Annotated in this window: 11 protein-coding genes; 2 read left to right on the plus strand and 9 right to left on the minus strand. The window is 62.5% G+C overall.

The features are described 5' to 3' along the window. Positions 1-149: 149 nt before the first annotated feature. Both NDI54_RS19570 and NDI54_RS19575 read right to left on the minus strand, forming a co-directional pair. Complete coding sequence (locus NDI54_RS19570; protein ID WP_310898053.1) at positions 150-1256, minus strand: agmatinase family protein; 1107 nt, start codon at positions 1254-1256, stop codon at positions 150-152. Positions 1257-1450: 194 nt separating this feature from the next. Further along, on the minus strand, positions 1451-2467 hold the full coding sequence (locus NDI54_RS19575; protein WP_406600211.1) for an AbrB/MazE/SpoVT family DNA-binding domain-containing protein: 1017 nt from the start codon (positions 2465-2467) through the stop codon (positions 1451-1453). Positions 2468-2889: 422 nt separating this feature from the next. On the opposite strand from NDI54_RS19575, the gene NDI54_RS19580 reads away from it, so the two are divergent. Then, a complete protein-coding gene (locus NDI54_RS19580) occupies positions 2890-4452 on the plus strand; it encodes a sodium:solute symporter family protein (RefSeq protein ID WP_310898055.1) in 1563 nt (520 codons plus the stop codon). 86 nt (positions 4453-4538) lie between these two features. Here NDI54_RS19580 and NDI54_RS19585 read toward each other — a convergent pair whose 3' ends face one another. Then, positions 4539-5042: a Mov34/MPN/PAD-1 family protein gene (locus NDI54_RS19585; RefSeq protein ID WP_406600210.1), complete on the minus strand. Its 504-nt coding sequence runs from the start codon at positions 5040-5042 to the stop codon at positions 4539-4541. 80 nt (positions 5043-5122) lie between these two features. Between NDI54_RS19585 and NDI54_RS19590 the strand changes: the two genes are divergently transcribed. After that, on the plus strand, positions 5123-5386 hold the full coding sequence (locus tag NDI54_RS19590) for an MTH865 family protein (RefSeq protein ID WP_310898057.1): 264 nt from the start codon (positions 5123-5125) through the stop codon (positions 5384-5386). A gap of 108 nt (positions 5387-5494) precedes the next feature. Here the strand turns inward: NDI54_RS19590 and NDI54_RS19595 are convergent, their stop codons facing one another. The 6 genes from NDI54_RS19595 to fdhF all read right to left on the minus strand — a co-directional run bounded on the left by NDI54_RS19595 (position 5495) and on the right by fdhF (position 14061). After that, entirely contained in the window at positions 5495-6169 is a 675-nt protein-coding gene (locus NDI54_RS19595; RefSeq protein ID WP_310898058.1) for a ribonuclease HI family protein, read from the minus strand. Positions 6170-6283: 114 nt separating this feature from the next. After that, positions 6284-7912, minus strand: coding sequence for a hydantoinase B/oxoprolinase family protein (locus tag NDI54_RS19600; protein ID WP_310898059.1), 1629 nt, complete (start codon positions 7910-7912; stop codon positions 6284-6286). Continuing rightward, positions 7909-9912 carry a hydantoinase/oxoprolinase family protein gene (locus tag NDI54_RS19605; protein ID WP_310898060.1) on the minus strand — a complete coding sequence of 668 codons (2004 nt, stop codon included), beginning with the start codon at positions 9910-9912 and terminating at the stop codon, positions 7909-7911. The genes NDI54_RS19600 and NDI54_RS19605 overlap by 4 nt, the downstream gene beginning before the upstream one ends. Next, the gene (locus NDI54_RS19610) at positions 9913-11121 is read right to left on the minus strand and encodes an Nramp family divalent metal transporter (RefSeq protein ID WP_310898061.1); all 1209 of its coding nucleotides are present in this window, start codon (positions 11119-11121) and stop codon (positions 9913-9915) included. It abuts the gene before it with no gap. 178 nt (positions 11122-11299) lie between these two features. Then, on the minus strand, positions 11300-11845 hold the full coding sequence (locus NDI54_RS19615; protein ID WP_310898062.1) for a ribbon-helix-helix protein, CopG family: 546 nt from the start codon (positions 11843-11845) through the stop codon (positions 11300-11302). A gap of 149 nt (positions 11846-11994) precedes the next feature. After that, positions 11995-14061 carry a formate dehydrogenase subunit alpha gene (gene fdhF / locus NDI54_RS19620; protein WP_310898063.1) on the minus strand — a complete coding sequence of 689 codons (2067 nt, stop codon included), beginning with the start codon at positions 14059-14061 and terminating at the stop codon, positions 11995-11997. Positions 14062-14153: the final 92 nt, after the last annotated feature.

The following is a 14153-nucleotide window of genomic DNA, read 5'->3' on the forward strand; positions in this document are numbered from 1 at the left end:
GACTCGGCTTCTTTCGCACACGGACCAGTCAACACGACGTGCTCTAAGGCACGGAATAGCGGTCGGTCTCTTGCGCCCCATGTCTTAATTCACGCTCTCATGGCGTAGCAGCGTTTCCATCGAGTCAGCACTGTCGACCCGCGCCGGGGTTAATCGTCGGCCGGCGTCTCGGCTTCCTCCGTGGGACCGAGCGGTTCCTTGGGCTTGATTGGGTCGCCCGATTCGAGGCCCTTCTCGGCGAGTGCCATACTTCCCATGACCTCGATTATGAGTCGGTTGGCCAGCCCGCTGGTGACACCGCCATTGTAGGAACTACTGTCGCTGGTGTCGTACGCCGGCGAGACCTCGACCACGTCGAAGCCGAAGTCCTCGGGATCGAGTGCCTTGACGACCTCACGGACCATGTAGATGGCTTCACGCGGAATGAGGCCGCCGGGTTCGGGCTCGCCCGTACCGGGCGCGTAGGCCGGTTCCATTACGTCCACATCGAAGGAGACCCACACGGCGTCGGTCCCGTCGGTGGCACGCTGGACGGCGTCGGTGACGATGTCGTCGAGGTCCATCCCGCCGACTTCCATCGAAGTGTACCACTTCATACCGGCTTCCCGCATCTCCTCGTAGGTGTCGGGGCCGGGCCAGAAGCCACGCGGACCGATGAGGGTGTAGTTCTCGCCGGCCATGAGGCCGTCATCGAAGACTCGCTTGACCCACGCACCGTGATCGTACTCGAAGCCGGTCAGCCCCTCATCGCCCGTGTCGGCGTGACAGTCGAAGTGAATCAGGCCGATATCCTCGTAGCCGTTAGCCTCCGCCCAGCCCTTGATGTCAGGGTAGGAAATGGAGTGATCACCGCCGATGACGATGGGCGTCGCCTGCTCGCTGATCTCGTAGACTGCGTCCTCGATGTTGAGTTGGCTCTGGCGGGTATCGCCCGGAGAGACAGCCGCGTCGCCGGTGTCAGCGACGCTGAACGTGTCGAAGGGGTCGATCCCGGTCTCGATGTTGAAGTGCTCGTAGGGTGGCGAGGGCACCGTCGAAGCGGCCCGGACCGCACGTGGGCCGTAGCGGGTGCCCGGGCGGATGGTCGTGGCCGTGTCAAGTGGCGCGCCGAGAATGCCGATATCGACATCCTCCGCATCGAGGGCATCGCGGTCGACCTCGGGGAGCTTGAGAAACGTCGGGATGCCGCTGAAGATGGGTTCGTTCGCTTCTTTGTGCTTGTCGCCGTAGATATCGTCGCCGTTTCGGTCAGTCATGATATGGTAGTTTTCCGGATTCGAACTGGTCGAACCCAGTGTGTTTGTCGACAGAAATAGATGCTTGCGAACTACTGAAAAGTGTTCCTTGGGATGTGTAAAACCCACTCCAATGTCCACGAGTGAGCATGTACCGTTCGAGTTTCCTAAAGGAATTTAAGGATGCCTGTCGCTCGCCGCCCTCCAGGCGGCAGTCACTCTCCGGTGACCAGCGAGGGGTCGTTCCGGAAAGCCAGATGCGTCGCCACCGAGAGGCTGTCGCGGGCGTGTCTGGCGCTTCGCTCCAGCAGGACGACGGCGCGCTGGAGTGCGAGCAGCGGTTCGGGGCGCTCGGCTTCGAGGTGAGCGTTGAGTTCGGCGATTCGGTCGTCGACTAGCTCGAACGCGTCGCGTGCGTCTTCAGTCGCGTCGTAATCCGGTGTCGTCACCGCCGACCGGGTCGCGCTCGCGGCGTCGTCGAGTGCCTCCCCGAGGGCAGTGAGCTTCGACGCAGTGGTCGGGTCGGGCGTCGCCGACTCGGTGGCCAAGTCCGCGATATCGATGGCTGTGTCTGTCATCAACACCACGTCCTGGGCAACCGAGCGGTAGCCGATAAGCGGGAAGCCGGTCTCCAGCCCGACAACCTGGTTCAGCCGCGGGTTCCGGTAGATGGTAAACACCAGGCGCAGGAACAGGTAAAACAGCTTCTCGACCTGTTCCTGACGGCTGTTCACCGTCTCGACGAGGTCGGTGTCACCCTCGATGAGCGCGGTCAGTGCGTCCCCGCGTATCACCGCCTCGGTGCGGCTCAGTCGGCCGAGCAGCGTCGGGAGGTCGAAATCCTCCGGTGCGACCGAGCAACGCACCGTCACCGTGGTTTCAGCCTGTTCGACAATACCCAGCCCCATCAGTCGCCGTTCGGCGCTCATGATGGCGTTGCGGTGTTCGAGACCCAGCGGCGCTGTCGCCTCGACGCGGATGAGCTGTCGGCCCAGCACGTACTGCGTGATGATAGCCCGCTCCAAGGCATCGGCGGTCAGCGCGTCCGCGTCGATGGTCGCTTCCACGTCCTCGATAGTGGGCTGTTCGGGGACAACGAGCAGCGACCCGCCGTTCTCGTCGCGCTGGACGATGACTTCATCACCCTTCGAGATATCGTGGTGGCGCGCCCAGTCGACGGGCACTGTCACCGCCAGCGTGGATGATCCCAACTGCTGGACCTTCCGTTTCATTCGAATGGGATCGGGCGTCATTATCTAGCACACCAGTTGTTTTGCAGTTCGTCCATCGAAATCTCTATTAGGTATCTGATTGGGACACGTTTTCTACTTTCGGTTGGAACAAATTCTATAATCGCATGGTGAACTGAACAGTACTGAAATCCCTCTATCCGTCTCTAGTATTTAAATAATTTTAGGAAGCCCATGTGGCTTCATACTGTACGAATGCCCATCTACATGTGAGTACAGTCCATGGACGTTGCGGGATAACTCTACTGTGTAAACAATACTGTCATAACGTCTTTATGTAGTGCTCAAAACGGAAGTCATGTGACTGGATACCGTTCAATCGAAAACCAGAAGGGGGCTATAGCTGTCGAAGTAGCCAGTAAAATCGAATCTAGTTGTTCAATCGTTGTTCAGAGGAGGTCGCCATGAGCGTCATTCTCTACGGCCTCGCTGCCACCATCGTGACGATGATGACGATCGGCTTCTACGTAGCCAAAAAGGTCAACGGCGACAGCATCAATTACATCGTCGCCGGTCGGGGACTCATCCTCCCGCTGGCAGCGGCGACGTTGATGGCACAGTCGCTCGACTCGAACGCGACGCTTGGCAACACCGACCTCGCGGCTAGCTTTGGCTTCTGGGCCGGTGCAGCACTGCCCGTCGGACTGGCGACCTGTCTGTTCCTCACCGGGCTGTTCTTCGCGAAACCGATGAACCGGCTCAACCTCACGACGCTGCCGGACTTCTACCGCCGGAAGTACGGCCGTACCGCCGAAATCGTCGCGAGTATCATCATGTCCGTCGCCTACGCGTTCCTGCTGGCGGGGAACCTCGTCGCCGGCGGCTACCTCTTCCAGATTTTCGTCGGCACGAGCTTCCAACTGGGCGTGTTCATCATCGCTGGACTCGTCCTCGCGTACACTGTCGCCGGCGGACTGTTCTCGGTCGCCTACACCGACGTGATACAGGCGGGGGTGGCGTTCGTCGGCTCCATCGCGCTCATCGTCTACGTCACGGCCAACTACGGCCTCACGATCCCCTCCGGAATGGGGCCGACGAACCTCGGGCAGCTCACCGACCCAAGCCAGGGGGCGTATATCAACCTCGCCACCATCGTCGCCCTGGGTCTCGGTGACATCGTCGCCATCGATTTCATGGAACGCGTGTTCGCGGCTGACAGCCCCGAAACCGCACAGAAGGCCTGTTTCATCGGCGCCGCCGGTACGCTTATCATCGGCATCCCGTTCTCCGTCGTCGCACTCTCGGCAAACCCGATCCTCGCTTCGCTCGGTGTCGAGGCCGGGAACCAGGCCGTGCTGTACACGCTGTTACAGAACGCCATCCCCCCGTGGCTGGCCGCACTCGTCCTCGCTGGCATCGTTGCCGCCTCGTTCTCGACGAGCGACGGCGCGATACTTGGAACGTCGGCCGTCATCGCCCGGAACATCGGCAATATCCGCGTCGACGAAGAGAGTGCTGACAGCCCGGCGACGGCCGCGGACGGCGGCGCTGACAAAGGCTTCTTCGGCTCGGAGAGCGACAAACTGCTCACTGTCACGCGCCTGATGTCCGTGCCGATCACGCTGCTGGGCGTGTTCCTCGCAATACGGGTGTCCGCGACCGGGATGTTGCTCGTGCTTGCGTTCGACATCATGCTGGCCGGTGCGTTCGTCCCACTGGTGATGGGGCTGTACTGGTCCGATATCGCGACTACGCCGGCTGCGCTGGGCTCGATGCTCTCCGGCTCCGCGACCCGACTCGTGCTCTTCGTGTTGGTACCGACCACCTACGCCTACGAGAACACGCTCCTGTACATCCCGAACGACATCTTTACCGCTGCTTTCGATGGCCTGCCGACGTTCATCGCCGCCGCGGTCGGATTCGTTTCGTTCCTCGTGATCGCGTACTTCACCAAGGATGACTACCCGATATACAGCGTCGAAAAACAGAGCAACCCCAACATCGTGGCCGGCGGCGAGGAAGACTAGCCGGATACCGCGTTACCGCCCCGGTCGCTGATTCCGAACTCGAACAGCGCACGGCAGAAACGACTCCACGCGCGATCCACAACGACTCAGACGAGCCGTGGCAGTCTGGTCGATCCCTCGGGGGACTGCCCCTCAGTTCCCTCAGGAGCCTGCTTCTCCGTCATCACGGGAACTTCGTGCCAATTAATCAACCCCAGTCGGAACAGCCGGTAACTGTAGGGCTCCCCGTGGGGAGCGAACACGACGAGTGCGAACCGGTCACGGATGTTTTGTCGGTCGATACCCGTCAGCCCAGACAGTGTCGACGCCGACGTGTGTGAGTGATAGAAGACGCGGGGCTCCGGCGGAACCGCATCGGTAGACGTGGCGACAAACCGACGCCGTGGCCTCGGTGAGACGTTGTCGAGCGGGACGTGATCAGTCGCGTACAACCGGTCGCCTCGTCGTTCACACGCGAGATACCCCCCGGCTTCGTGAGGGTGACACGCCGAAATATGTGCCGCTATCGCGTCCCGAAGGCCGTCGGGAATTGTGAGGGCGTGGATCCGATGACGGAACCGCATAGTACCACGTTTAGGTGATAGAACCATAGAATTGTTTCGACTGCTCGGCAGGGCGTGTCTAGGTGGCACAGAACAAGCCTTTTGTCTCTTTCAACCTAGCAGTCGCTATGTCCGAAGCAACCGCTTCAAAGCTAAGAAAGGAACTGGAGAAGGTCTTCAACGAGGCAGACTACCCCATTTCGGAACCGATGGAACTGATACCAGTGCTTCCGGACGGCGCAGGCACGACCTTCGAAGCAGATAATGTACGCGTCGGTGTGATGGACTTCGGATCGGAGTACGCCGACTATCAGGACTACCCCTACGAGTCCGCCGACGCGCTTATCGACGACCTGATGACCGGATTCCACGAAGAAGGGTTGTTCGACTGACCGGAACTGCCTGTCAGTCGTGCAGCTGAGAACACAGCCATTCAGTATCGTGGCTTCAGGTTTGAATACCGGTAGCCACGATAAATCCCGTTTACTGGCAGCCCTGTTTCACCCGGGTCCGAGTGCCGCGATATCAGCCCCGACTGTCGCTCGTGCATCGGCCGGATTCGGGTCGCTGTCCGCCAAGTGTGTCCACTCGTGAGCGGGCAGCCTCGAGAGGAGGTCAGTTATCGCCGTGCTGTATGGCGTCGCTTGCACGGCGCTCTCACTGTCGCCCCAGATGTGGTTGATAACAGTCATCGAGTCGATTCGTACCTCGACAGAATCGGGGGCACACCGTGCAGTCAACGACCGGAGCCCAAGGTGGAGAGCAGCGTATTCGGCGACGTTGTTGTTCGTCCGTGAGCCGACCGGACGGCCGAGTCCCGCGATCCGTGTCCCGTCGGCCTGGATCACAGCACCGGCACCGGCCGGCCCGTTGCTGTGGGCACTGCCGTCCACATAGAGGACAGCGTGTGAGACAGCGGTACCGGGGGCGTCCTGTTGTGACAGTGGCGGGTCGCCTTCGAAGAGGTCATCGATTGCTGCCCGTATCTCATCAGCGGTGGTCTCCGGGTCGAACAATCCGCCATATCCGGACACGGCAGCATTGATCGCATCGATAGCGGGGGTGAGCTCGTATCGATACAGGGCCAGTAGTTCGTCGACCCGCCTCGCCAACGGCGAGAGCGTCTCCGCTGGCAGCCGCTCGCCGTCGCCTGCCGATTGGTCTTGGCGGTCCATCACTACCGGTTCTAGCCGCGAGTGGGTAAAAGACACTTCGCCACAACAGGCCACTCTTGTGGATCGTCTGCTCGCTGGGGCTGTTCAACGAGGGGGCAATCGCCCCCATACGTCTCACCGGTCGTCGACTTTCCCGTCGCGTCGGTCGCGCTCCCTCGCTTCCGGGTCCCGCTGTGCTGGATCGCCGTGCCCGCCGCCACCGGGCGTTCGGACGGAAACGGTCGTCCCGGCCGCGACATCAATGGACGCTTTCGCGGGGACCGGCTCGCCGTCGATCAGATTCGCTCCCGTCGCGCCGTCTTCCCCACCGTCGATTCCGGCGGGGGCCGTCCGCCGTCGCTCGGTCAGCAGCGACACGGTGGCGTCAGTCTCGACGGTGACGGTCCGTTCGAGACCCAGTCCACCGCGGTAACGGCCGTCGCCACCGCTCGAGGGGCGCAGCGCGTACCGCTCGACGCGGAGCGGATACTCGGCCTCCAGCGCTTCGACGGGCGTGTTCAGCGTGTTCGTCATCCCGACCTGGACGCCGTCCATGCCGTCTTTATCGGGACGTGCGCCGAACCCGCCGCCGATCGTCTCGTAGTAGGTGAAATCGCCGGTTCGGTCGCCGATGATGAGGTTGTTCATCGTCCCCTGTCCGCCGGCAGGAACCTTGTCGGGGACGGCCTGGGCAAGCGCCGCCAGCGTGACATCCATGACGCGCTGGCTCGTCTCGACATTGCCGCCGACGACGGCGGCTGGCGGCTTCGGATTGAGGACCGACCCTTCTGGGGCTGACACGGACACCGGTTCGTAACAGCCGTGATTCGGCGGAATCTCAGGGTCGGTGATAGCTCGGACGACGAAGTAGACCGCGCTCTTCGCGACCGAAAGCGGCGCGTTCAGGTTGCCAGCCACCTGGTCGGCAGTCCCGGCGAAGTCGACTTCTATAGAGGTGCCGTCGATGGTAACGGCCACTTCGATCGGGATATCGTCATCGGTCACGCCGTCGCCCTCCAGCACATCTCGCGCCCGGTACGTGCCATCTGGGAGCGCGTCGAGTTCGGCCTCGACTCGGTCGCGGGAGTAGTCGATGACGGCATCGAACGCCGAAATCAGGGTCGAACCGTGTTCCGCGAGGAGGTCGCCGACCCGTTCCTCGGCCCGGTCGTTCGCGGCGCGTTGCGCCCGGAGATCCGCCTCGCGCTCGTCGGGCGTCCGGACGTTGGCCCGGATGAGTTCGTGGACCGCCTCGTTGGGTTCGCCGCCCTCGACGAGGCGAACCGCCGGGAGTCGCAGCCCCTCCTCGTAAATCTCCTGCGCACCCGGTGGCATACTCCCCGGCGAGCTCCCGCCCACGTCGGCGTGGTGGGCTCGCGAGACTGCGTACCCGATCACCTCGTCATCGGGCGCAATCGTCGAGACGAGCGTGATGTCCGGGAGGTGTGTCCCGCCGGCGAACGGGTCGTTGACGATGAACACGTCGCCCGGCTCCGGGTCCTTCCGGAGGACGGTATCCACCGCATCGGGCATCGCGCCGAGGTGGACCGGGATATGTTCGGCCTGGGCGACCATCCGACCGGAGGCATCAAAAAGCGCCGTCGAACAGTCCTGGCGCTCCTTGATGTTCGGGGAGTACGCACCACGGATGAGGACGTGCCCCATCTCAGTTGCAACGCTCTCTAATTGATTCCGGAGTATTTCCAGCGTTATGGGGTCGATCGGCTCCTGTTTCTCGCTCGTCATCGTATCGTCAGGACTCATTTGTCGGTCACCTCTACAGTCAGTGCCCCGTCATCGCGGACCCGTACGTTCCAGGCGGGCGGGATAACGATGGTACTCTCATCGCCTTCGACGATGGCGGGACCGTCAATGTCGTCCCCCGGAGGCAGGTGTGCCCGCTCGTAGACCGGCGTTTCGCGGACATCGTCGGCAAACACCGCTTCCCGAGACCCCTTCCGTGGGTCCCCATCGGCATCGTACTCGACCGGCGGCGCCTCTCGTTCGACTGTCGTCGTCACGCGACAGTTCACCAGTTCGACCGACTCGTCGGCCCGATAGCCGTACGCGGATTCGTGGGCCGCCGCGAATCGCTCCCGTGCCTCTGCGATATCGAACGGTCGGTCGACATCGACGGTGAGTTCGAAGCTCTGACCGGCGTACCGGAGGTCCGCGGAGTGTCGTACTGTCGCCGCCTCTCGGTCGCTGACCTCAGCTAGCAGTTCTTCGGACAGTTCCTCGTAGACGGTGTCGACATCGTCGGGGTCGGCCGCGTCGAGTGCCCGCTGATACGTCCGTACCGCGTCGCGCTTCTCGTCGGCCGCGAGCAGGCCGTAGGCCGACAGCACGCCCGAAGCACGTGGAATCACGACCCGGTCGATATCGAGACTGTCCGCGATCGATATCGCGTGCATCGGCCCGGCACCCCCGAACGCGGCGAGGCCGAACTTCCGCGGGTCGTAGCCCCGCTCAACTGTTACAGAACGGATGGCGCGGGTCATGTTCGCGTTCGCAACGCGGTAGACGCCACGCGCGGCTTCCAGCGGGCCGTCCAGACCGGCCTCGTCGGCCAGGTCCGCGAGCGCGTCATAGGCGGCATCCGAATCGAGTGAGAGTTCGCCGCCCAGACTGGTGCTTTCGCCGATGTATCCCAGCACGAGGTTCGCGTCGGTGACAGTCGGCTCAGTCCCCCCCTTCCCATAGCAGGCAGGGCCGGGGTCGGCCCCGGCGGAGCGCGGTCCGATCCGGAGTGCGCCCCCGGCATCGACCCAGGCGATGGACCCGCCACCGGCCCCGACCGTTTCGACATCGACCATCGGGGTCTTGATAGGGCGCTCGTTGATGACACCCGAAGTCGTCCGTTCGGCGTCCCCGTCACGGACGAGGCTCACATCGCTTGAGGTCCCGCCCATATCGAACGTGACCAACCCGTCCTGTTCGTCGGTGTCGTCGGCCGCCATCGACCCGGCCCCAACGACCCCCGCAGCGGGGCCCGAGAGGACGGTCGTCACAGCGTTCCGTCTGACGGTATCGGCGTCCGTAATCCCGCCGTTTGCCTGCATGATCCGTGGCTGTGGGACCCCGAGTTCCTGCGCCCGATCGGTGAGGTGACTGACGTAGTGGTCAATCGCCGGCCGCACGTACGCGTCGACGACGGTCGTCGAGGTCCGTTCGTACTCGCGGAACTCGGCGAGGACCTCGTGTGACGCGGACACGGGAACGTCGAGTTCATCCCGAAGAATGTCCGTGACCTGCGTTTCGTTTTCGGGGTGCGCGTACGCGTGTAAGAGTGAGACGGCGACGGACTCGACATCCATCTGGCGTAGCTGATCGGCGATTTCCCGGACTTCATCGTCGTCAACGGACTGTTCGACGCCGTCAGTCGTTGTCCGTTCGGACACCTCAAAGCGTCGGCGTCTGGGAACCAGCGGTGTCGGCTTTTCCGCGGAGAGGTCATACAGCGACGGCCGATCCTGGCGACCGATCTCCAGAACGTCCCGGAACCCCTCGGTCGTGACCAGTGCGGTCGTTGCGCCGTCCTCTTCGAGGAGCGCGTTGACCGAGACGGTCATCGCGTGGGAGAACTCGCTCACAGTCTCGGGCTCAATGCCGGCCTCCGCACACGCCTTCTCGATCCCGGCGATCACGCCTTCGCTCTGGTCTTCGGTGCTCGGAACTTTCGCCGTCACGAGTTCGCCGTCGAGTGACAGTGTCACGTCGGTAAACGTTCCCCCCACGTCGACGCCGATCTTCCGGTCGGTCATTTATATTACCCCCGCCACGTCGAGAATCGTGCGAACGCCGAGCCAGATGACGACGAGTGTCACGATGACACCGAGCGCGTTCGCTATCGACCCGTTCGTGTACTCGCCGAGGAGGTCCCGTTGATTCATCGCGTAGATCAGGAATACGGCGACGATAGGCAATAAAATCCCGTTGACGACCTGTGCGAACACGATGATCTGGACGGGGCTACCACCCAGCACCACCGAGAGAATCCCGACGCCGAGGATGGTCCCCCAGACGGCACGGAACTGCGTGCTCTGCATGTCTGAATCCCAGCCCAAGGCACCCGTTGTCGCCCACGCGCCCGCAAGCGGTGCGGTCGTCGCGCTCGTGAACCCGGCGGCGAAGATGCCGATGCTGAAGAACAGTTCCGCGTACGGCCCGGCAATGGGTCGGAGCTGTTCGGCCATCCGACCGATATCGCTGATCTGCGTTCCCGGCTCGAACGCTGCGGCCGCGGTCACCATGATAGTGATCGTAATCACGCCGCCGGCAACGATTGACAGCACCGTGTCGATACGCGAGTGCCCGATATCTTCGGGCCCGTTCCAGCGCTCCTGGACGTTACTCGCATGCAGGAACAGGTTGTACCCGACGATGGTCGTTCCGATGAGGCCGGTGATGAGGTACAGCGACCCCGAGGGGATACTGGGGACGAACCCCATCGCAATCGCTCCGGGATCGGGACCGATGAGTATCGCCGATGCGACGAACGAAAGCGCCATCACGGCGACGAGACCGACGAGTGCTCGCTCGATCAGTTTGTACCGCCCAGTGTAGAGCAGGATCCCGGCGACGAGGCCCATCACGACGCCCCATACTGTCGAGTCGATGCCCGTGATTGTCGCCAGCCCCGCGGCCCCGCCGAGGATGTTCCCGGCCTCATAGGCGGCGGTCCCGACACCGATAGCCCCGACGACGAGGAAAATACTCACGTACTCGACGATCTGGTTGTCAAACCGCTCTCGGAGCGCCTCGCCGAGTCCTTCGCCCGAAACGAGGCCGAGTCGCGAACTCATCTCCTGGAGAACGATCGTCGCGGCGATCGAGAAGGCCATTGTCCACAGGAGCGCATAGCCGAACTCCGCCCCCGTGACGCTCGCAGTCGTGACCGTGCCAGGACCGATGAACGCGGCCGCAACCATCGCTCCCGGGCCGACGGCTTTGAGTCGTTGTGTAATACTCATGATTGTTAGTCCTGATAGCTACTGTCACGGTTCCAGCAGGTGCCAAAAAACATTGTTAAGACCTGTGTGTAGCCGGATCATCAGTCGTATGAACCCTTTGTAGGCGACACCGTCTGTATGAAATCGTAAGACCGGGCCGTTTCCGGATTCGCGAACGCCTGTTTCACCGGCTGGTGCGTTACGGCGCCCGTTCTCTCATGAGTACTTTCGAAAGGCTCTCCTCGATCTCTATCTCAAACGGGAGGTCGGCGATGCTACCCCGGATGAACCGAATCAGCAACCACCGCACCGATTCGGATGGGAAAACCACGTGAAAGCTCCCCTTTTCGGCCCGTCGAACGGTCAGAAACCCACACAGCGATAGCCAATCGAGAACGCCTTCGAGGGAGTCGAACCGTTCGGCGTACTCCTGGGCGTGGTACTGTGCGACCTGATCTATCATCTCCAGAACCTCCTCGTCACGCTCCGCAGGTTCATCGAATTGGTTCAACAGTGCGTGCAGTAAATCGATATCCAGAAGCACGTGCTCGCCCGTCGAAAGCATCTCATAGTACGTCTGGAGGTGGTCGCTGTCACTCGCGTGCGCTGAGTCGAAGTTTGCTGCGTAAAACCCGATGGCCTCGCGGATCAGTTGGCTTTGACTCTCTCCGGTTCTGTCGGTCAATTCCTGTAGCGTCTCTTTGGTCTCCGCATCGAGGGAGACGGTGACCCGGTCGGTCGGCATAGTGGTTCTCACCGCTGGATAGACTTAATATCGGGACGTTTGGCGACAGTCCCATCACAAACAGTATTCTCCCACACCAGGGGTGAGCAGTCAAGCCCAGTCATATCACCTGCGTCTCCTCGCGCGCCCTGCCGGAGACCGGGAGTGCGTTATTCCTGTGTGGGCGCTGGTGCCGTTCGGACTGTTACTGCCGAATGCTTGTACTCCGGAATCTCAGCGACAGGGTCCAGCGCATCGCCGGTCAGGGCGTTTGCGAGTGGGTCCTGATAGTGGAACGTACAGAACACGACCCCGGGCCGAATCGTGGTCGTTACCGCCGCTGACACCGTTACGCTGCCGCGGTCGCTCTCAACGACAACGGTATCGCCGTCCGCGATATCGCGTGCGGCAGCGTCGTCCGGATGGATCTCCAGGACATCCTCCCCGCGCATCCGCATGAGCGTCTCCGACCGGCGAGTGAGCGCCCCGCTGTTGAAGTGCTGGAGCGCGCGTCCCGTCGTGAGAACGAGCTGGTCTCCGGAGACGGCATCGGCCGGTGGCGTCGGCGAAATCGGGAGCAGCGGCGCGGTTCGCTCCCCGGAAGCGAACGTTTCCGAGTGAAGCACATCGGTCCCGGAATCGGCATCCGCCGGGAAGGGCCACCGCTGGTAGCCATCACCGATGCCGTCGTAACTCATGCCAGCGTACAGCGGATTGACCCGCGCTAGCTCCTCGAACACCGCTTCCGGTCCGTCGTAGTCGAACGCGTCCGCCTGGTCGACCAGCCGCTGCCCGATGTCCGTGAGGATATCGAGGTCCCGACGGGCGTTCCCGGGCAGGTCAGCGTTCGGTCGCATCCGCATCACTCGCCGGTCCGTGTTGGTCACCGTCCCGGATTTCTCCGCCCAACTGCTCCCTGGAAGCACGACATCGGCGTGGTCGACGGTCGCCGTCTCGAAGAGATCGATGACGACGCAGAAATCGAGTTCGTCGAAGGCGGATCTGGCAGAATTGGCGTTCGGTTCCGTGACCGCCGGGTTCTCGCCGAACACGACCGCCGCCCTGACGCCGTCACCGAACTGGTGTATCGCGGTCGTCTCGGTCAGGCCGGGTTCGCTCGGCGGCGCAACGCCCCACTCGTCGGCGATACGCTGCCGAGCATCCGGGTTCGTAACGGATTGGTACCCCGGGAGCACGTTGGGAAGCGCGCCGACATCGCCGGCACCCTGGACGTTGTTCTGGCCACGGAGCGGGTTCACGCCGGTTCCGGGGCGACCGACGTTCCCGGTCAGCAACGCGAGGTTCAACAGCGCATGGACGTTGTCGGTGCCGGACGTGTGCTGGCTCATTCCCATCCCAGTGACGATTGCCGCCCTGTCAGCCTTAGCATATGCTCGGGCCGCTTCCCGGACGGCATCCGCGTCAACGCCGGCCACGTCGGCCCCCGCCACGACATCGAGGTCACGGAGGTGGGCCTTCAATTCCGCGCCGCCGGTCGTTCGCTCACCGATGAACGACTCATCGGCGAGCCCCTCGTCGAGAACGACTTTCGCCATCGAATTGAGCAACTGGATATCGTATCCGGGCCGGACATCGAGGTGGATGTCGGCGGCATCAGTCGTGTCCGTTTCCCGCGGGTCGATATGGATGAGTGTGGCCCCGTTGCGGATCGCCGGCAAGACGTACGAACGGAAGATGACCGGGTGCTGTTCGGCTGGGTTCGCTCCAGTGACGAGCAAACAGTCAGTTTCGGAGAGGTCATCGAGCGTGTTCGTCATCGCTCCGGCACCGAGGCGTTCGCTCATCGCGGCGACAGTCGACGAATGACAGAGGCGGGCGCAGTTGTCGACGTTGTTGGTCCCGAGCATCCGCGCGAGCTTCTGAAAGACGTAGTTCTCTTCGTTCGTACAGTTCGAAGAGGCGAAGAACTCGACGGCGTCTGGCCCGTGGTGGTCGATGATTTCCCCGAGTGCATCAGCCACGCGAGTCAGGGCGGTTTCCCAGGGCGCAGTGACAAACCGACCGCCCTCACGGACAAGCGGCTCGGTCAGCCGGTCCTCGTGGGCGACCATATCAAATGCGGCCACGCCCTTCGGACAGACCTCACCGCTCGTGTTCACTGGCCCCGCCGTGCCGGTTGCTTTGCCGTTGCCCGCGTATTCTATCGTACAGCCGACGCCACAGTACGGACAGACTGTCGGCGCTGCCCGGGGGTTTTGGTCCTGATTGTCACTCATTTCTATCCTGAGTGATAGGATCGACCATACAAGTAGCCACCCGGTAAAACGTGGGCCAGTTTATCAGGCTATCACTACTGATGCCGCTCGAA

The sequence above is a fragment of the Haloarcula terrestris genome, from assembly GCF_031624315.1.
Taxonomy (GTDB): Archaea; Halobacteriota; Halobacteria; order Halobacteriales; family Haloarculaceae; genus Haloarcula; species Haloarcula terrestris.

Coding starts and splice junctions, on each gene's coding strand:
- NDI54_RS19595 (WP_310898058.1), bottom strand. CDS start 6,169: ATGGACCGCCAAGACCAATCGGCAGGCGACGGCGAGCGGCTGCCAGCG.
- NDI54_RS19610 (WP_310898061.1), bottom strand. CDS start 11,121: ATGAGTATTACACAACGACTCAAAGCCGTCGGCCCGGGAGCGATGGTT.
- NDI54_RS19575 (WP_406600211.1), bottom strand. CDS start 2,467: ATGAAACGGAAGGTCCAGCAGTTGGGATCATCCACGCTGGCGGTGACA.
- NDI54_RS19580 (WP_310898055.1), top strand. CDS start 2,890: ATGAGCGTCATTCTCTACGGCCTCGCTGCCACCATCGTGACGATGATG.
- fdhF (WP_310898063.1), bottom strand. CDS start 14,061: ATGAGTGACAATCAGGACCAAAACCCCCGGGCAGCGCCGACAGTCTGT.
- NDI54_RS19570 (WP_310898053.1), bottom strand. CDS start 1,256: ATGACTGACCGAAACGGCGACGATATCTACGGCGACAAGCACAAAGAA.
- NDI54_RS19615 (WP_310898062.1), bottom strand. CDS start 11,845: ATGCCGACCGACCGGGTCACCGTCTCCCTCGATGCGGAGACCAAAGAG.
- NDI54_RS19590 (WP_310898057.1), top strand. CDS start 5,123: ATGTCCGAAGCAACCGCTTCAAAGCTAAGAAAGGAACTGGAGAAGGTC.
- NDI54_RS19600 (WP_310898059.1), bottom strand. CDS start 7,912: ATGAGTCCTGACGATACGATGACGAGCGAGAAACAGGAGCCGATCGAC.
- NDI54_RS19605 (WP_310898060.1), bottom strand. CDS start 9,912: ATGACCGACCGGAAGATCGGCGTCGACGTGGGGGGAACGTTTACCGAC.
- NDI54_RS19585 (WP_406600210.1), bottom strand. CDS start 5,042: ATGGTTCTATCACCTAAACGTGGTACTATGCGGTTCCGTCATCGGATC.